This is a genomic window from Pseudomonas sp. NY15181 (genome assembly GCF_048068055.1).
Classification (GTDB): domain Bacteria; phylum Pseudomonadota; class Gammaproteobacteria; order Pseudomonadales; family Pseudomonadaceae; genus Pseudomonas.
Genome location: NZ_JBLUPT010000005.1, coordinates 224,170 through 240,468 on the forward strand (window position 1 = coordinate 224,170; position 16,299 = coordinate 240,468).

General features: G+C 67.1%; 15 protein-coding genes. 5 read left to right on the plus strand and 10 right to left on the minus strand.

The genetic code is table 11. The annotated features are described in order from the left end of the window. Positions 1–23 precede the first annotated feature (23 nt). The 3 genes from ACNFBT_RS14755 to ACNFBT_RS14765 are packed head-to-tail and all read left to right on the plus strand — an operon-like array spanning position 24 to position 1,708. On the plus strand, positions 24–386 hold the full coding sequence (locus ACNFBT_RS14755) for a CidA/LrgA family protein (RefSeq protein ID WP_416750461.1): 363 nt from the start codon (positions 24–26) through the stop codon (positions 384–386). Continuing rightward, complete coding sequence (locus ACNFBT_RS14760; protein WP_416750463.1) at positions 386–1,099, plus strand: LrgB family protein; 714 nt, start codon at positions 386–388, stop codon at positions 1,097–1,099. The genes ACNFBT_RS14755 and ACNFBT_RS14760 overlap by 1 nt, the downstream gene beginning before the upstream one ends. Positions 1,100–1,117: 18 nt before the next feature. Further along, the gene (locus ACNFBT_RS14765; RefSeq protein WP_416750465.1) at positions 1,118–1,708 is read left to right on the plus strand and encodes an LON peptidase substrate-binding domain-containing protein; all 591 of its coding nucleotides are present in this window, start codon (positions 1,118–1,120) and stop codon (positions 1,706–1,708) included. Positions 1,709–2,004: 296 nt separating this feature from the next. Here ACNFBT_RS14765 and prpF read toward each other — a convergent pair whose 3' ends face one another. The 5 genes from prpF to ACNFBT_RS14790 form a co-directional block, all read right to left on the minus strand. After that, positions 2,005–3,192, minus strand: a complete 1,188-nt coding sequence (gene prpF, locus ACNFBT_RS14770) for a 2-methylaconitate cis-trans isomerase PrpF (RefSeq protein WP_416750467.1) — start codon at positions 3,190–3,192, stop codon at positions 2,005–2,007. Between the two features lie 70 nt (positions 3,193–3,262). Continuing rightward, a complete protein-coding gene (acnD, locus tag ACNFBT_RS14775) occupies positions 3,263–5,872 on the minus strand; it encodes a Fe/S-dependent 2-methylisocitrate dehydratase AcnD (RefSeq protein WP_416750469.1) in 2,610 nt (869 codons plus the stop codon). Next, positions 5,872–7,032: a bifunctional 2-methylcitrate synthase/citrate synthase gene (prpC, locus tag ACNFBT_RS14780; protein WP_152220311.1), complete on the minus strand. Its 1,161-nt coding sequence runs from the start codon at positions 7,030–7,032 to the stop codon at positions 5,872–5,874. Before prpC ends, acnD begins: the two co-directional genes overlap by 1 nt. Positions 7,033–7,235: 203 nt before the next feature. Continuing rightward, positions 7,236–8,123 (minus strand): methylisocitrate lyase, encoded by an 888-nt coding sequence (gene prpB, locus ACNFBT_RS14785; RefSeq protein ID WP_416750471.1) that lies wholly within the window; start codon positions 8,121–8,123, stop codon positions 7,236–7,238. After that, the gene (locus ACNFBT_RS14790) at positions 8,120–8,842 is read right to left on the minus strand and encodes a GntR family transcriptional regulator (protein WP_416750473.1); all 723 of its coding nucleotides are present in this window, start codon (positions 8,840–8,842) and stop codon (positions 8,120–8,122) included. The genes prpB and ACNFBT_RS14790 overlap by 4 nt, the downstream gene beginning before the upstream one ends. A gap of 229 nt (positions 8,843–9,071) precedes the next feature. Here ACNFBT_RS14790 and ACNFBT_RS14795 point away from each other — a divergent pair, with 229 nt between their 5' ends. Next, complete coding sequence (locus ACNFBT_RS14795) at positions 9,072–9,683, plus strand: class I SAM-dependent methyltransferase (RefSeq protein ID WP_416750474.1); 612 nt, start codon at positions 9,072–9,074, stop codon at positions 9,681–9,683. A gap of 6 nt (positions 9,684–9,689) precedes the next feature. Here the strand turns inward: ACNFBT_RS14795 and ACNFBT_RS14800 are convergent, their stop codons facing one another. Both ACNFBT_RS14800 and ACNFBT_RS14805 read right to left on the minus strand, forming a co-directional pair. Further along, positions 9,690–9,932, minus strand: a complete 243-nt coding sequence (locus ACNFBT_RS14800) for a hypothetical protein (protein ID WP_416750476.1) — start codon at positions 9,930–9,932, stop codon at positions 9,690–9,692. A 115-nt stretch (positions 9,933–10,047) separates the two neighbouring features. Further along, a complete protein-coding gene (locus ACNFBT_RS14805; protein WP_416750478.1) occupies positions 10,048–10,941 on the minus strand; it encodes an NAD(P)H-binding protein in 894 nt (297 codons plus the stop codon). A gap of 169 nt (positions 10,942–11,110) precedes the next feature. Between ACNFBT_RS14805 and ACNFBT_RS14810 the strand changes: the two genes are divergently transcribed. After that, on the plus strand, positions 11,111–12,079 hold the full coding sequence (locus ACNFBT_RS14810; RefSeq protein WP_416750480.1) for an AraC family transcriptional regulator: 969 nt from the start codon (positions 11,111–11,113) through the stop codon (positions 12,077–12,079). Positions 12,080–12,227: 148 nt separating this feature from the next. Here the strand turns inward: ACNFBT_RS14810 and ACNFBT_RS14815 are convergent, their stop codons facing one another. The 3 genes from ACNFBT_RS14815 to ACNFBT_RS14825 all read right to left on the minus strand — a co-directional run bounded on the left by ACNFBT_RS14815 (position 12,228) and on the right by ACNFBT_RS14825 (position 16,266). Continuing rightward, positions 12,228–12,677, minus strand: coding sequence for a hypothetical protein (locus tag ACNFBT_RS14815; RefSeq protein WP_416750482.1), 450 nt, complete (start codon positions 12,675–12,677; stop codon positions 12,228–12,230). A gap of 365 nt (positions 12,678–13,042) precedes the next feature. Beyond that, positions 13,043–14,377: a sigma-54-dependent transcriptional regulator gene (locus tag ACNFBT_RS14820; protein ID WP_416750484.1), complete on the minus strand. Its 1,335-nt coding sequence runs from the start codon at positions 14,375–14,377 to the stop codon at positions 13,043–13,045. Further along, positions 14,374–16,266 (minus strand): sensor histidine kinase, encoded by a 1,893-nt coding sequence (locus ACNFBT_RS14825; RefSeq protein ID WP_416750672.1) that lies wholly within the window; start codon positions 16,264–16,266, stop codon positions 14,374–14,376. Before ACNFBT_RS14825 ends, ACNFBT_RS14820 begins: the two co-directional genes overlap by 4 nt. Positions 16,267–16,299: the final 33 nt, after the last annotated feature.

Here is a 16,299-nt window from a genome sequence, read left to right on the forward strand (position 1 = left end):
TCATTGCGCTGGAGATGTTCCCCATGCTGTTACGCGGCCTGACCTGGCTGGTGCTGTTCCAACTGCTCGGCACGGGTCTGAATGCTCTCATCCTGCACATGATTCCCGGACCCATCATTGGGCTGGTGCTGCTCTTCCTGTACCTGGTGTGGAGCGGGGAGGTGAGTGCGCCGGTGAACGAGGCGGCCGGCTCGTTGCTGCGTTATCTGCCGCTGCTGCTGGTGCCGGCGGCGGTGGGGGTGATGGCCTACGCGAAGCAGATCGCCGCGGACTTCTGGGCCATCGCCGGTGCCCTGGCGCTGTCGCTGCTGGTGTCCTTCGTGTTCGCCGGCTGGCTGATGCAGAAGCTCATCGACCGCCAGCGCAAGCAGAAGGAGAACGCCTGATGTTCGACTGGCAAGGCGCGGTCTCCTCCGTCATTCACCATCCGCTGTTCTGCGTCGGCGTCACCCTGGGCGCCTACCAGCTGGCGCTGGCCGCCTACGAGCGCACGCGCTGGGTGTTCCTGCAGCCGGTGCTGGTGTCGATGCTGATCGTGATCGGCGTGCTGCTCGCCTGCGGTATCGACTACGCCGAATACAGCACCAGCGCCAAGGTGCTGACCATTCTTCTCGGCCCGGCCACCGTGGCCCTGGCGGTGCCGCTGTTCCTCAACCTCAAGCGCATCCGCCAGCTGTTCTGGCCGACCCTGATCACCCTGGTGGTGGCCGGCCTGTTCGCCACCGTGCTGGGCATTGGCCTGGGCTGGCTGTTCGGCGTCGACCACGAGCTGCTGATGAGCCTGGCGCCCAAGTCGGTGACCTCGCCGATCGCCATGCTGGTGGCCAGCCAGGTTGGCGGCGTGGCGGCGCTGGCGGCGGTGTTCGTGCTGATCACCGGCGTGCTGGGCGCCATCCTCGGCCCGGAACTGCTGCGCCGCGTGGGCGTGCATCACCCGGCCGCGCAGGGCATGGCGCTGGGCATGACCGCCCACGCCGTGGGTACTTCCCGCGCCCTGCAGGAAGGCGAGGAGTGCGGCGCCTTCGCCGCCCTGGCGATGAGCCTGATGGGCGTGGTCACCGCTGTGCTGCTACCGTTGGCGGTAGCATTGCTCTCCTAACCAGATGACGGAGTGTCCATGAGTTTCCCGCTGTTCCCGCTCAACACCGTGCTGTTCCCCGGCTGTCGCCTTGACCTGCAGATATTCGAGGCGCGCTACCTGGACATGATCGGCCGCTGCATGAAGCAGAACGGCGGGTTCGGCGTGGTGGGCATCGTCGAGGGCGAGGAAGTTGGCGATGCGCCGGAGCGTTACAGCCTGGTGGGCTGCGAGGCACTGATCCGCGATTGGCAGCAGCGCCCGAACGGTTTGCTGGGCATTCGTGTCGAGGGCGGGCGGCGCTTCCGTGTGCTCTCGGCCAATGTGCAGCCGGATCAGTTGACCGTGGCCGAGGTGGAGTGGTTGGACGAGCAGCCCGACCAGCCGCTGACCAAGGAGCACGATGATCTCGCCGCGCTGCTGGAGGCGCTGTCCATGCACCCGATGGTCTCCGCGCTGGAGATGGGCGGGGAGGTCAATGGCCAGCAGGAATTGGCCTGCCAGCTTGCCTATCTGCTGCCCTTCGAACGGGACCAGAAGCAGGTGTTGCTGGAGATGGATGACCCGACCGTGCGTCTGGCGCGGATTCAGGTTTTGCTGGAGCAGTTGCAGGGCGATTTTGTCGCCTGATGCCGGACCAGCAGAGCGCGCTATTGTAGGAGCGGACCTTGTCCGCGAATCGTTCAGTTCGCGCCGATGTTTGCGGAGAAGCTCCGCTCCTACGAGAGCAAAAGCGGTTCGCGAGCAAGCTCGCTCCTACTGGGGGCGGTGGCTGTGCTTTCGTAGGAGCGGACTTCGTCCGCGATCGGCCTCGCCGCCGCGCAAGAGCATCGCGGACAGAGTCCGCTCCTACGGGTGTTTCTCTGATTCAGATGCAACAAGGCCCGCAATCGCGGGCCTTGTGCTTTCACGGGTAAATCCAGCGATCAGAACGAATCGCCCGGCACCCGTACCCAGCCTTCCATGAGGATGCGCGAGCTGCGGCTCATGATGGCCTTGGTCACGGTCCATTCGCCGTTCACCTGCTTGGCCTCGGCGCCGACGCGCAGGGTGCCGGAGGGGTGGCCGAAGCGCACGGCGCTGCGTTCACCACCACCGGCGGCAAGGTTCACCAAGGTGCCGGGGATGGCGGCGGCGGTGCCGATGGCCACGGCGGCGGTGCCCATCATGGCGTGGTGCAGTTTGCCCATGGACAGCGCGCGCACCAGCAGGTCGACGTCGCCGGCCTGCACCTGCTTGCCGCTGGAGGTGACGTAGTCCTTCGCCGGCGCGACGAAGGCGATCTTCGGCGTGTGCTGGCGGGTCGCGGCTTCTTCCGGGGTCTTGATCAGGCCCATGCGCAGGGCGCCGGCGATGCGGAGTTTCTCGAAGCGTGCCAGCTGCTCCGGGTCGCCATTGATCGCTTCGCGCAGCTCGGCACCGGTGTAGCCGATGTCCTGGGCGTTGACGAAGATGGTCGGGATGCCGGCGGTGATCATGGTCGCCTTGAAGGTGCCGATGCCGGGGACTTCCAGATCGTCCACCAGGTTGCCGGTGGGGAACATCGAGCCGCCTTCCTCGCCATCGTCGGACGGGTCGAGGAACTCCAGCACGATCTCGGCGGCGGGGAAGGTCACGCCGTCCAGTTCGAAGTCACCGGTTTCCTGCACCTGGCCATTGGTGATCGGCACGTGGGCGATGATGGTCTTCTGGATGTTGGCCTGCCAGATGCGCACCACGCAGGTGCCGTTGTCCGGAATGCGCGAGGGATCGACCAGGCCGGCATGGATGGCGAAGGAGCCGGCGGCGGTGGAGAGGTTGCCGCAGTTGCCGCTCCAGTCGACGAAGGCCTTGTCGATGGAAATCTGCCCGTAGAGGTAGTCGACGTCGTGGTCGGGCTGTGTGCTTTTAGACAGGATCACGCACTTGCTGGTGCTGGAGGTCGCGCCGCCCATGCCGTCGATGTGCGCGCTGTACGGATCGGGGCTGCCGATCACGCGCATGAACAGCTTGTCGCGGGCCGCGCCGGGCACCTGGCAGCGCTCGGGCAGGTCCTGCAGGCGGAAGAACACGCCCTTGCTGGTGCCGCCGCGGATGTAGGTGGCGGGGACTTTCACTTGGGGTACGTGGGGCATTCTCAGGTCCTGTTTGCTTTGACAGGTAAACATGGCGCGGGCCGGAGGGCTCCGACCCGCGCAGGTTACATCACGCTACCGCGCCTTCCAGGAAGTCCTTGGCGAAGCGCTGCAGCACGCCACCGGCCTTGTACACCTTCACTTCGGCGGCGGTGTCGAGGCGGCAGGTGACCGGGACTTCGACGACTTCACCGCTCTGGCGATGGATGACCAGGGTCAGGTCGCAGCGCGGCGAGACTTCGCCCTTGATGTCGTAGGTCTCGGTGCCGTCCAGGCCCAGGGTCAGGCGGGTGGTGCCCGGCTTGAACTCCACCGGCAGCACGCCCATGCCCACCAGGTTGGTGCGGTGGATGCGCTCGAAGCCTTCGGCGACGATCACTTCCACGCCCGCCAGGCGAACGCCCTTGGCCGCCCAGTCGCGGGACGAGCCCTGGCCGTAGTCGGCGCCGGCCACGATGATCAGGTTCTGCTTGCGGTTCATGTAGGTTTCGATCGCTTCCCACATGCGCATCACCTTGCCTTCCGGCTCCACGCGAGCCAGCGAACCTTTCTTCACCTCACCGTTCACCACGGCCATTTCGTTGACCAGTTGCGGGTTGGCGAAGGTGGCGCGCTGGGCGGTCAGGTGGTCGCCGCGGTGGGTGGCGTAGGAGTTGAAGTCCTCCTCCGGCAGGCCCATTTTCGCCAGGTACTCACCGGCGGCCGAGTCCGCCAGGATGGCGTTGGACGGCGACAGGTGATCGGTGGTGATGTTGTCCGGCAGGATCGCCAGCGGACGCATGCCCTTGAGCGTACGCTCGCCGGCCAGCGCGCCTTCCCAGTACGGCGGGCGGCGGATGTAGGTGGACATCGGGCGCCAGTCGTACAGCGGGCTTTCCGCTTCCTGCACGCTGCCCAGGTCGAACATCGGAATGTAGACCTGCTTGAACTGCTCGGGCTTGACGCTGGAGGCGACGATGGCGTCGATCTCTTCGTCCGACGGCCAGAGGTCCTTCAGGGTGACGGGGTTGCCGTCCTTGTCGGTGCCCAGCGGGTCCTGCTCGATGTCGAAGCGCACGGTACCGGCGATGGCGTAGGCGACCACCAGCGGCGGCGAGGCGAGGAAGGCCTGCTTGGCGTAGGGGTGGATGCGGCCATCGAAGTTGCGGTTGCCCGAGAGCACGGCGGTGGCGTACAGGTCGCGGTCGATGATCTCTTTCTGGATCACCGGGTCCAGCGCGCCGGACATGCCGTTACAGGTGGTGCAGGCATAGGCGACGATGCCGAAGCCGAGCTTTTCCAGCTCCGGCAGCAGGCCGGCTTCTTCCAGGTACAGCTTGGCGACCTTCGAGCCCGGCGCGAAGGAGGTCTTCACCCACGGCTTGCGGATCATGCCCAGCGCGTTGGCCTTCTTCGCCACCAGGCCGGCGGCGATGACGTTGCGCGGGTTGGAGGTGTTGGTGCAGCTGGTGATGGCGGCGATGATCACCGCGCCGTCGGGCATCAGGCCCTGGGCTTCTTCACCCTTGCCGGCTTGCAGCTTGGCTTCGTCGGCGATGCCGCGCTCGGCCAGTGCCGAAGTCGGCAGGCGACGGTGCGGGTTGGACGGGCCGGCCATGTTACGGACGACGCTGCCCAGGTCGAACTCCAGCACACGCTCGTACTCGGCGGTCTCCAGCGCGGTGCTCCAGAGGCCGAGGGTCTTGGCGTAGTTCTCCACCAGCGCCACCTGCTCGGGCTCGCGGCCGGTGAGCTTGAGGTAGTCGATGGTCTGGCCGTCGATGTAGAACATCGAGGCGGTGGCGCCGTATTCCGGGCACATGTTGGAGATGGTCGCGCGGTCGCCGATGGTCAGGCTGTCCGCACCCTCGCCGAAGAATTCGACGTAGGCGCCGACCACGCGCTCCTTGCGCAGGAACTCGGTGATCGCCAGGACGATGTCGGTGGCGGTGATGCCCGGCTTGCGCTTGCCGATCAGCTTGACGCCGACGATGTCGGGCAGGCGCATCATCGACGGGTGACCCAGCATCACGGTCTCGGCTTCGAGGCCGCCGACGCCGATGGCGATCACGCCCAGGGCATCCACGTGCGGGGTGTGCGAGTCGGTGCCGACGCAGGTGTCGGGGAAGGCCACGCCACCGCGCGCCTGGATCACCGGGCTCATCTTCTCCAGGTTGATCTGGTGCATGATGCCGTTGCCGGCCGGGATCACGTCGACGTTCTTGAACGCAGTCTTGGTCCAATCGATGAAGTGGAAGCGATCCTCGTTGCGGCGATCCTCGATGGCGCGGTTCTTCTCGAACGCATCCGGGTCGAAGCCCGCGGCTTCCACGGCCAGCGAGTGGTCGACGATCAGCTGGGTCGGCACCACCGGGTTGACCTTGGACGGGTCGCCACCCTGTTCGGCGATGGCGTCACGCAGGCCGGCGAGGTCGACCAGCGCGGTCTGGCCGAGGATGTCGTGGCAGACCACGCGCGCCGGGTACCAGGGGAAGTCCAGGTCGCGCTTGCGGTAGACCAGCTGCTCCAGCGAAGCGGTCAGCTCAGCGGGCTCGCAGCGGCGCACCAGCTGTTCGGCCAGCACGCGGGAGGTGTAGGGCAGTTTGTCCCAGGCGCCGGCCTGGATCGCATCGACCGCCTCGCGGGCGTCGAAGTAGTCCAGTGCGGTGCCGGGCAGGCGTTTGCGGAATTGAGTGTTCATCATTTGCGGTCCTTGAGCGGCACGAACTGCAGATCTTCCGGGCCAACATAGTTGGCGCTCGGGCGAATGATCTTGCCGTCGATGCGCTGCTCGATGACGTGGGCGGACCAACCGGCAGTGCGGGCGATCACGAACAGCGGGGTGAACATGGCGGTCGGCACGCCCATCATGTGGTAGCTGACGGCGCTGAACCAATCGAGGTTGGGGAACATCTTCTTGATTTCCCACATCACGCTTTCCAGGCGCTCGGCGATGTCATACATCTTGGTGTTGGACTGCTCGTTCGACAGCTGGTGAGCGACTTCCTTGATCACCTTGTTGCGCGGGTCGGACACGGTGTAGACCGGGTGGCCGAAGCCGATCACCACTTCCTTGCGCTCGACGCGGGCACGGATGTCGGCCTCGGCTTCGTTCGGGTTGTCGTAGCGCTTCTGGATCTCGAAGGCCACTTCGTTGGCGCCGCCGTGTTTCGGGCCGCGCAGCGCGCCGATGGCGCCAGCGATGCAGGAGTACATGTCCGAACCGGTGCCGGCGATCACGCGGGAGGTGAAGGTGGATGCGTTGAATTCGTGCTCGGCGTACAGGTTCAGCGAGGTGTGCATGGCGCGCACCCAGGACTCGCGCGGCTTCTGACCGTGCAGCAGGTGCAGGAAGTGGCCGCCGATGGACTCATCGTCGGTCTCGACTTCGATGCGCTTGCCGTTGTGGCTGAAGTGGTACCAGTAGAGCAGGGCGGAGCCCAGGGAGGCCATCAGCTTGTCGGCGATGTCGCGGGCGCCCGGATGGTTGTGGTCGTCCTTCTCCGGCGACAGGCAGCCGAGCACGGACACGGCGGTGCGCATCACGTCCATCGGGTGGGCCGAGGGCGGCAGGGTTTCCAGGGCGGCCTTGACGCCGGCCGGCAGGCCGCGCAGGGCTTTCAGCTTGGCCTTGTAGCCGGCCAGTTCGGCGGCGTTGGGCAGCTTGCCGTGGACCAGCAGGTGGGCGATTTCCTCGAAGTCGCAGCGGTTGGCGAAATCCAGGACGTCATAGCCACGGTAGTGCAGGTCGTTGCCGGTACGGCCGACGGTGCACAGGGCGGTGTTGCCAGCGGCGGTGCCACTCAGGGCCACGGACTTCTTCGGCTTGAAGCCGGTGGTGGTTTCTGCGGTAGCGCTCATCGCGTGTCTCCTCATCAAATCCGGTTGCTTGTTCTTGTCCCCCGGCACAGGGCCGGGGTCTCGGTTCGAATCTGGTTGGCGAAAGCCACTCGGGCTTCGCCTTGGCATAGGGCGAATAACGCGAAGCGTTATCCGCCGTCACAGCCAATGGTGGATAACGCCTGGGGCGTTATGCACCCTACATAAGCTTCAGGCTCGCGCGCTCACTTCTTGCCAGCAGCGAACAGCGCGTCGAGCTTCTGCTCGAAGGCGTGGTAGCCGATGCGGTCGTACAGCTCGGCACGGGTCTGCATCAGCTCGATCACGTTCTGCTGGTGACCTTCCTGGCGGATCGCGGTGTACACGGCCTCGGCGGCCTTGTTGGCGGCGCGGAAGGCCGACAGCGGATAGAGCTGGATGGCCACGCCGACCGAGGCCAGCTCGTCGCGGGTGAACAGCGGGGTGGCGCCGAACTCGGTGATGTTGGCCAGGATCGGCACGTTCAGCGCATCGACGAAGCGCTTGTAGGTCGGCAGGTCGTAGGCGGCTTCGGCGAAGATCGCATCGGCGCCGGCTTCGACATAGCGCTGGCAACGCTCGATGGCCGCGTCCACGCCTTCGGCCTGGATGGCGTCGGTGCGGGCGATCAGGAAGAAGTTCGGGTCGGTCTTGGCGTCGGCGGCGGCTTTCACGCGGTCAGCCATCTCCTCGGTGGAGACGATTTCCTTGCCCGGACGGTGACCGCAGCGCTTGGCGCCAACCTGGTCCTCGATGTGGGCGGCGGCGGCACCGGCCTTGATCAGGTTCTTCACGGTGCGCTCGATGTTGAAGGCGCTGGGGCCGAAGCCGGTGTCGATGTCCACCAGCAGCGGCAGGTCGCAGACGTCGGTGATGCGGCGCACGTCGGTGAGCACGTCATCCAGGGTGTTGATGCCCAGGTCCGGCAGGCCGAGGGAACCCGCCGCCACGCCGCCACCGGACAGGTAGATGGCCTTGAAGCCGGCGCGCTTGGCCAGCAGCGCGTGGTTGGCGTTGATCGCGCCGATCACCTGCAGCGGCTTTTCTTCGGCAAGGGCTTCACGGAAACGTTGGCCGGCGGTCTTGTAGCTCATTGTTCACCTCGTTCGTTGGCTGTCTTGGCTTGGGCGTCCAGGTAGTGACGCTCCATATTGCGTTTCGAGGCGCCGATGTGACGGCGCATCAGCAACTCGGCCAGTTCGCCGTCACGATCGGCGATGGCATCGAGAATCCGGTGGTGCTCGGAGAAGGCTTGGCGCGGCCGGTTGGGCGTCGCCGAAAACTGCAGGCGGTACATGCGCACCAGTTGGTACAGCTCGCCGCAGAGCATGCGGGTGAGGGTGCTGTTGCCGCTGCCCTGGATGATCCGGTAGTGGAAGTCGTAGTCGCCTTCCTGCTGGTAGTAGCCGCGTCCGGCCTGGAAGGCCTCGTCGCGCTCGTGGGTGTCGAGCACCCTGCGCAGTTCGTCGATCTCCGCCTGGCTCATGCGTTCGGCGGCCAGGCGGCAGGCCATGCCTTCGAGGGATTCGCGGATCTCGTAGAGCTCCAGCAGCTCCTCGTGGCTCAGCGACACCACCCGCGCGCCGACGTGGGGTACGCGCACCAGCAGCTTCTGGCCTTCCAGGCGGTGGATCGCTTCGCGCAGCGGGCCCCGGCTGATGCCGTAGGTGCGCGCCAGTTCCGGCTCGGAAATCTTGCTGCCGGGGGCGATCTCGCCCTTGACGATGGCGGACTGGATCTTTCGGAACACGTGTTCCGAAAGGGTCTCGCTGTCGTCCGAAACCAGGCTTGGCAGAGTCAGGCTATCGTTCATGGTGTCGACAATCTTCTTGATGTGCGGCGAAAGCTACCCCTCGAATGCGCCTTGGTCAATCAAGATTTGATGAAGTGTCGACAATCGTCTAACAACCCCCTGGGGTTATGCCGAGTGGCGCTGTCAGGCGGCGGCGCCGTCCGCGAGAATGGCGGATATCCCCTCGTCAGTCCCTGTGCCGGCGCCGCTCAGGCCAGCTAGGATCGGGGGAAAAGCGGAGATCGCGCGCATGCAACTCTACGACCGTTATGTCCTGCCCCGGTTGATCGATTTCGCCTGCGGCCTGGGCGATGTGATGAGGCAGCGCTCGCTGCTGGTGCCGCGTGCCCAGGGCCGGGTGCTGGAGATCGGCATGGGCACCGGGCTGAACCTGTCGTTCTACGATCCGGCGAAAGTGTCGACAATAGTCGGGGTCGATCCGGCGGCGCAGATGCAGAAGCTCGCCCGCGAGCGCGTCGCGCGCATCGGCATCCCGGTGGAGATGGTGGCGCTGGAGCTGGGCGAGATCCGTGCCGACGCCGCGAGCTTCGACAGCATCGTCTGTACCTTCACCCTGTGCAGCATTCCCGATGCTGTGGCGGCGCTGAAGGAAATGCGCCGGGTGCTCAAGCCCGGTGGCGAGTTCCTCTTCTGCGAACACGGCCTGGCGCCGGATGCCAGCGTGCGCGCCTGGCAGCACCGGCTGACACCGGTATGGAAGCCGCTGGCCGGCGGCTGCCACCTCGACCGCGACATGCCGGCGCTGATCCAGGCCGGCGGCTTCACGCTGCGCGAGCTGATCCAGGACTACCTGCCGGGGCCCCGGCCGATGACCTATGTCTATCGCGGCATGGCCGACTGAGTGAACTCAGGCGGCGCGGTGCAGCGGGGTGACGCTGAGGATGTGCGAGCTGGCGAGGAACAGGTCCTGTACGGCGCCGCTGGGCGCTTCGCCGCTCTGGCAGTCGTCCAGGCGCACCATGGCCGGAGCATGGCCTTCGTACAGGGCCAGGAAGTCTTCGCGGCTGATGCGGCCGTGAAGGATGCGTTGCGGGCGATAGGGAGACCAGGTCTCCACTTCGACCCAGAGACTATCGGGATCGTTATGCATGGCGGATGGTCCAGCGGGAAAAGTAGGGTGCCTACTCTAGACACCGGACCTGCGCCGAATTCATCAGAGGTCTCCGATAAATTTGTAGGAAATTATTTTCTCCAGGGCGCTCGTCCTACTGCGGGGCGGCAAAAGCCGCTGCCCAGTCCCTGGCGAAGGACTCGAACGGAGTCGCCGTGGTGTTGGCCGGCGAACGTTGTTCCCGCGCCTTTACCCGCCCGCTGTTGATCGCTTCGGCCAGCTCCGCGTAACAGCCCGCCACGCTGGCCGAGAAGCCGGCCTGTTGCAGGGCCCCGGCCAGTTCCTCCGGCGATACCTGGACATAGGGCAACTGTGGTTTGCCGATGGCGGCACCGAGCAGGCGGGTGGCCTCGGCGTAGCTGACGTCCCGCTGGCCGAGCACCTCGCGGGTCACCACGCCCTGCCAGTCGCGCCCGAGCAGGGCGCGGCCGGCGGCGTCGGCCACGTCGGCGCTGGCGACCATCGGCACCGGCACGTCCGGCGCCACCGCGTCGCTGTAGCAGTCGTAGGCGCGGACCACGTCCAGCGCTCCATAGAGGTTTTCGAACAGTGCGCCGGAGCGCAGCATCAGCACGTTCACCTCCGGCGGCAGCGTGCGCAGGCGCTGTTCCTGGTCATGCATGCTGATGATCGGCCCGCTGCCGGAAGGCACGTCCGCCCCGACGCTGCTGAGGAACACCACCCGGCGCACGCCGCTGCGCTGGATGGCCTGCAGGATGGCCTCGCCCTGGGCGGCCTGCTGGTGGCGGTAATCCTCGGTGTCCGGGCCGTAGGCGAGCAGGGTGTAGACCGCTTCGGCGCCCTGGAAGGCCTGGCTCAGGAAGTCGGCGTCGTCCGGCTCGCCCACGGCGATCCGGGCGCCGGCGGCGGCCAGCGGGGCGAGGCGTTCGGCGCTGCGGCCGAGGGCGCGGACCGGCACGCCGGCGTTGAGCAGGGTCTGGCAGATTCTCGAACCGGTGCGACCGGTGGCGCCCATTACGGTGATCATGGCGATGTCCTCGTGGTGAGCCTGTCCCGCGGCGCCCGCCGTGGGTTCGTTGGCCTGGAGTCAGTCTCTCGCCGAAGCGCTGGACGGTTAATGCCTGGAAGTCGTTGCTTCATGCTCATTCGTCCAGAAGCGCTGGACGATCCCGGCGTCGCGGGCCAGTCTCGCTCCCATGAGCCAGCCAGAAGCCTTCCTTGACGCCACTGATCCCTGGGTATCCGTCGATCCCCTGGGTGAGGCGCTGCATTTCCTGCGCATGAGCGGCACCTTCTACTGCCGCTCGGAATTCACCGCACCCTGGGGGCTGGACCTGCCGGCCATGCCGCAGTGCCTGATGTTCCATGTGCTGACCCTGGGCGAGTGCTGGCTACAGGCCGATGGCGCCGAGTCGCGCCGGCTGGCGCCCGGCGACCTGGTGCTGGTGCCCCACGGCGAGGGGCATCGGCTGGTCAGCGCGCCGGGCGAAGCGGCGGCGGGGCTGTTCGACCTGCCGCGCGCCTACGCCAGCGACCGCTACGAGGTGCTGCGCCAGGGCGGGGGCGGCGAGCCGACGGCGATGATCTGTGGCGCGGTGCGCTTCGACCATCCCGCCGCGCTGCAACTGGTGCGTCTGCTGCCGCGTGTGCTGGAAGCGCGGATCAGCGATCCGGGGCAGCGCGACTGGTTGTTCAGCACCCTGCGATTGATGGAGAGCGAGGCGCGGGCGATGCGTCCAGGCGGGGAAACGGTGATCACCCGCCTGGCCGACATCCTGGTGATCCAGGCGATCCGCGCCTGGATCGAGCAGGACCCGGCGGCGCAGACCGGTTGGCTCGGCGCCTTGCAGGACCGCCAGCTGGGCCGCGCGCTCAGTCTGATCCACCGCGATCCGGCGCGGGACTGGAGCCTGGCGGCGCTGGCCGGTGCGGCGGCGATGTCCCGTTCGGCCTTCGCCGCGCGTTTCGCCGAAAAGGTCGGCATGCCGGCCATGCACTACGTCACCCGCTGGCGCATGCACGTGGCGTTGAGCTGGCTGCAGGAGCGCGAGATCGCCGTGGCGGAACTGGCCGAGCGCCTCGGCTACCAGTCCGAGGCGGCATTCAGCCGGGCGTTCAAGCGCTGCATCGGGGTGTCGCCGGGGAGCGTGCGGCGCAGTGCGTAGGGTTTCTTTCGCTGCTCCTACGAGATACATCTGCGCTCGGGGCAGCCCTCACCCCAGCCCTCTCCCTGAGGGAGAGGGCTGGGGTGAGGGGGAAAGCGCTGGTACGGACTGCCCGGTAGAAGACAGTTGCACCTACACGGCTACAGAGTCAGAGCTGAATATCGTCGCGGATCAGCACGCAGGTGCAGCCGTCGTTGTCTTCGCTCCAGTCGTGCAGGAAGTACATCTGGATCTTGCCGGCGTCCATCACCGCCAGGAAGTCGCCGACTTCCGGAACGAAGAAGCCCGGCGTGCCCGGCTCGGCCTCGGACTCGATGCGCGCATTGAAGAACAGCGCCGGGTCGGCGTCGTCGAAGAAGTCTTCGCGCTCGGCGGCATCCCACTCGATGGGGGCTTCGAAGGGGCCGAGGAAGAGGACCTTGGCGCCGCCCATGTCCAGCTCTTCGGCGTCCGGGTCGTTGTCGTCCGGGCGGTACACGTCGGCATCCAGCGCCTCGGCACTGGCAAGGATGGCGCGGCGCGCGGCCATGCGCTGCTGCGGGTCGACGCCGGCATCGGCGCAGAGCTGGTTCCAGAGGGTTTCGGCTTGGGTGGACATGGGGCTCCCGCTCGTGCGGCCGGTGGAAAGGGCGATAGTGTCGGGGACGGGGCGGCGCAGATCAATGGTGCGCTGCGTCGGATGCCCTCGTAGGAGCAACTGTCTTCTTGGAAGCCCGAGCCAGCGCATGCCCTCACCCCAGCCCTGGCTGCGCGCCCCGCTCCTCAGGGAGAGGGGGCAGATCGTGCCGGCTGATGTCATGGTTTCATCCTGCACCGAACGGTTCCCTCTCCCGCTTGCGGGAGAGGGTTAGGGTGAGGGGCTCTTGATTTTCTAGGAGCGGACTCTGTCCTCGATGGCGTAACAGGCCGGCCTTACGGCCGGATCGCGGACGGAGTCCGCTCCTACGCAGAGCCTTCTTCTGGCTATTCGCCCTTCAGGCCGTACTTCTTCACCTTGTCGAACAGCGTGGTCTTGGCCATGCCCAGGGCCGCCGCGGCCTGGCTGAGGTTGCCGGCGTGGCGTTCCAGGGCGGTGGACAGCAGGCTCTTCTCGAAGGCTTCCACCGCCTCGGCGAAGCGCGGCTCGCCGGCGTCCGGGCCGAGGTTGCCGCCGGCCAGCACCGGCAGGCCGAGGGCGAAGCGTTCGGCGACGTTGCGCAGTTCGCGCACGTTGCCCGGCCAGTCGTGGGCCATGAGGGTGGCGGCGGTGGCGTTGTCGATGGCCGGCGCCGGGCGGTCGAAGCGCAGCGAGGATTGCTGCAGGAAGTGCTCGAAGAGCATCAGGATGTCTTCGCGGCGCTCGCGCAGCGGCGGCAGGTTCAGGGTGACCACGTTGAGGCGGTAGTAGAGGTCGCTGCGGAAGCTGCCGTCGCGGCCCATGGCGGCGAGGTCGGATTTGGTCGCGGCGATCACCCGGCTGTCCACCCGGATCAGTTCGTTGGAGCCCAGGCGTTCCAGCTGCTGTTCCTGCAATACGCGCAGCAGCTTGATCTGCAGGTTCAGCGGCATGCTCTCGATCTCGTCGAGGAACAGGCTGCCGCCGTCGGCGTGCTCGATCTTGCCGATGCGGCGCTTGCCGGCGCCGGTGAAGGCGTGGGCCTCGTGGCCGAAGATCTCGCTGTCGATCAGGCTTTCCGGCAGGCCGCCGCAGTTGAGCGCGACGAAGGGTTTGGCCTGGCGCCGGCTGTAGTCGTGCAGGCAGCGGGCAACCAGTTCCTTGCCGGTGCCGGTCTCGCCTTCGATGAGCACATTGGCCGAGGTGTCGGCGACGTTGGCGATCAGCTCGCGCAGCGCCTGCATGGCCGGTGAGCGGCCGATCAGCCGGCTTTCCAGGGCCTGCTTGCCGGCGAGTTGGCGGCGCAGCTGGCTGACCTCGCGGGTCAGCGCGCGCTGGGCCAGCGCCCGGCGCGCGGCGTCGACCAGGCGTTCGGGGGAGAAGGGTTTCTCCATGAAGTCGTAGGCGCCGTCGCGCATGGCCTTCACCGCCATGGCGATGTCGCCGTGGCCGGTGATCAGCACCACCGGCAGGCTGGGGTCCAGCGCCTTGAGCTTCTCCAGCAGCTGCAGCCCGCCCATGCCCGGCATGCGGATGTCGCTGACGACGATGCCGGGGAAGTCGGCGCCGATCTTCTTCAGCGCTTCCTCGGCGCTGCCCACGCCGTCGCTGTCGATGTCTTCCAGGGCCAGCGCCTGCTGGCAGCCGAGCATTACGTGCGGGTCGTCCTCGACGATCAGGACGCGCAGGGATTCTTCGCTCATGCGGGGTTCTCCAGGGCAGGCAGCAGCGGCAGATAGAGCTCGAAGGCGGTGCCGCCGGCCTCCGGGTAGGCCACGCCCAGGCTACCGCCGGCGGCGGTGGCGAGGCTGGCCGAAAGGGTCAGGCCCAGGCCCAGGCCGAGTTCGCCGGGCTTGGTGGTGAAGAAGGGTTCGAACAGGTGCGCGCGGGCGTCCTGCGGGATGCCGGGGCCGTTGTCGCGCACGATCAGGCGATAGCGGTCGTCGCCTTCGATGCGGCCTTCCAGCCAGAGCTGGCGGTCGTCCTGCGGGCTCATGGCGTCCAGCGCGTTGGCGATCAGGTTGACCAGGATCTGCTCCAGGCGGGTCTGGTCGATGGCCAGGCGGGCGTCGGGGAAGTTGCGGTGCAGGCTCACCGGCACCTCCTTGAGGCGCACCTGCAGGACCATCATCGCGGCGTCCACCGCCTTGCCCAGACTGGCCTGGCCGTGGTCGTCGGCGCGCCGGGCGAAGGCGCGCAGGCTGGCGGTGATGCGGCCCATGCGGTCGACCATCTCGTTGATGGCTTCGAGGTTGCTGCTGGCGACGTCCAGCTTGCCGCGCGCCAGGAAGCGCACGGTGTTGCCCGAGAGGGTGCGCAGCGCCGCCAGTGGCTGGTTGAGTTCGTGGGCGATGCTGGTGGACATCTGCCCGATCACCGCCAGCTTGCCGGCCTGCACCAGGCGGTCCTGGGCCTTGCGCAGGGTGTCCTCGGCCTGGCGGCGCTCGCGGATCTGTTCGCGCAGGTGCTGGTTGCTGGCGCGCAGGTCGCTGGTGCGTTCGGCGATGCGCCGCTCCAGGGCGTTGTTGGCCTGCTCCAGCGCTTCACGGGCGGCGAGGCGAGTGGCGATGACCTTGCGCCGCTCGTTCGAGGCGATCAGCAGGAAGGCCAGCAGGGCGAAGCCCAGGGCGGCGAGCATGCCGTGGATCATGGCTTCGCGGCGCACGTCGTGCAGCGGGCTGAGCAGGGTGAAGTTCCACGAGGTGTCGTTGAGGCGGCGGGTCTGCATCAGGTAGCTGACGGGGTTGTGGCCGTCGGCTTCGGGCGACTGCGGCGGGAAGCTGATTTCTTCCACGCCCTCGCCCAGGGCGCGGCGGGAGAGCGGCTGCCATTCGTTGAGCGCCCACCAGTAGTACTGCAGGCTGCGCGCCATGCGCTCCTTGTCGTCGGCGCTGAGCGGGCGCACGGCCTTCAGGCGCAGGGCGGGATCGCTGGAGAGGATGATGATGCCGTTCTCGTCGCTGACGAAGGCTTGCAGGCGGGCTTTCTGCCAACGCTCTTCGAGCGCATCCATCTTCACCTTGACCACCGCCACGCCGATGATCTGGTCGCCGCTGACCAGACCGTGGGCCAGGTAGTAGCCGGGCTCGCCGGTGGTGCTGTCCATGCCGTAGAAACGCCCGGGGCGGCCGGCCATGGCGTCCTGGAAGTAGGCGCGGAACGACTGGTCCTCGCCCTGGTAGCTGTCCACGTTCTGCCAGTTGCTGGTGGCCAGCACCCGGCCGGAGGTGTCCAGCAGGTAGATGGCGCGGCTGCCGGCGCGGCGGTTCAGGCCTTCGAGGTAGGCGTTGACCAGGCTGCGGTTGTAGGGGGTGGGGTCGAGCAGCAGGCGGGTGACGTTCTTTTCCAGCTCCAGCACGCTGGGCAGGTAGGAGTAGCGGCTCATCTCGCTCTCCACGCCACGGGCGTGCAGCTCCAGCTGGCGTTCGCCGCTGCCGATCAGGGCGCGGGTGCCGGCGCCGTCGCTGATCAGGTAGCCGCCGTAGCCGAAGCCGAGGGTGAGCAGGAGCAGCAGGAGAGGCAAGAGGAGATTGCGCAACAGGCGTGGTTTCACGGTGAGCGGCGGTGGCAATGGGCTGGGAGGGCATTGCAGCACAGTCGTCCGGGCCGAGCCAGCCCAGCGCCG

What these genes read in the sequence shown, in the direction of transcription:
- ACNFBT_RS14755 (WP_416750461.1), top strand. Translation starts at nt 24, where the DNA reads ATGCTGTTACGCGGCCTGACCTGGCTGGTGCTGTTCCAACTGCTCGGC.
- ACNFBT_RS14760 (WP_416750463.1), top strand. Translation starts at nt 386, where the DNA reads ATGTTCGACTGGCAAGGCGCGGTCTCCTCCGTCATTCACCATCCGCTG.
- ACNFBT_RS14765 (WP_416750465.1), top strand. Translation starts at nt 1,118, where the DNA reads ATGAGTTTCCCGCTGTTCCCGCTCAACACCGTGCTGTTCCCCGGCTGT.
- prpF (WP_416750467.1), bottom strand. Translation starts at nt 3,192, where the DNA reads ATGCCCCACGTACCCCAAGTGAAAGTCCCCGCCACCTACATCCGCGGC.
- acnD (WP_416750469.1), bottom strand. Translation starts at nt 5,872, where the DNA reads ATGAACACTCAATTCCGCAAACGCCTGCCCGGCACCGCACTGGACTAC.
- prpC (WP_152220311.1), bottom strand. Translation starts at nt 7,032, where the DNA reads ATGAGCGCTACCGCAGAAACCACCACCGGCTTCAAGCCGAAGAAGTCC.
- prpB (WP_416750471.1), bottom strand. Translation starts at nt 8,123, where the DNA reads ATGAGCTACAAGACCGCCGGCCAACGTTTCCGTGAAGCCCTTGCCGAA.
- ACNFBT_RS14790 (WP_416750473.1), bottom strand. Translation starts at nt 8,842, where the DNA reads ATGAACGATAGCCTGACTCTGCCAAGCCTGGTTTCGGACGACAGCGAG.
- ACNFBT_RS14795 (WP_416750474.1), top strand. Translation starts at nt 9,072, where the DNA reads ATGCAACTCTACGACCGTTATGTCCTGCCCCGGTTGATCGATTTCGCC.
- ACNFBT_RS14800 (WP_416750476.1), bottom strand. Translation starts at nt 9,932, where the DNA reads ATGCATAACGATCCCGATAGTCTCTGGGTCGAAGTGGAGACCTGGTCT.
- ACNFBT_RS14805 (WP_416750478.1), bottom strand. Translation starts at nt 10,941, where the DNA reads ATGATCACCGTAATGGGCGCCACCGGTCGCACCGGTTCGAGAATCTGC.
- ACNFBT_RS14810 (WP_416750480.1), top strand. Translation starts at nt 11,111, where the DNA reads ATGAGCCAGCCAGAAGCCTTCCTTGACGCCACTGATCCCTGGGTATCC.
- ACNFBT_RS14815 (WP_416750482.1), bottom strand. Translation starts at nt 12,677, where the DNA reads ATGTCCACCCAAGCCGAAACCCTCTGGAACCAGCTCTGCGCCGATGCC.
- ACNFBT_RS14820 (WP_416750484.1), bottom strand. Translation starts at nt 14,377, where the DNA reads ATGAGCGAAGAATCCCTGCGCGTCCTGATCGTCGAGGACGACCCGCAC.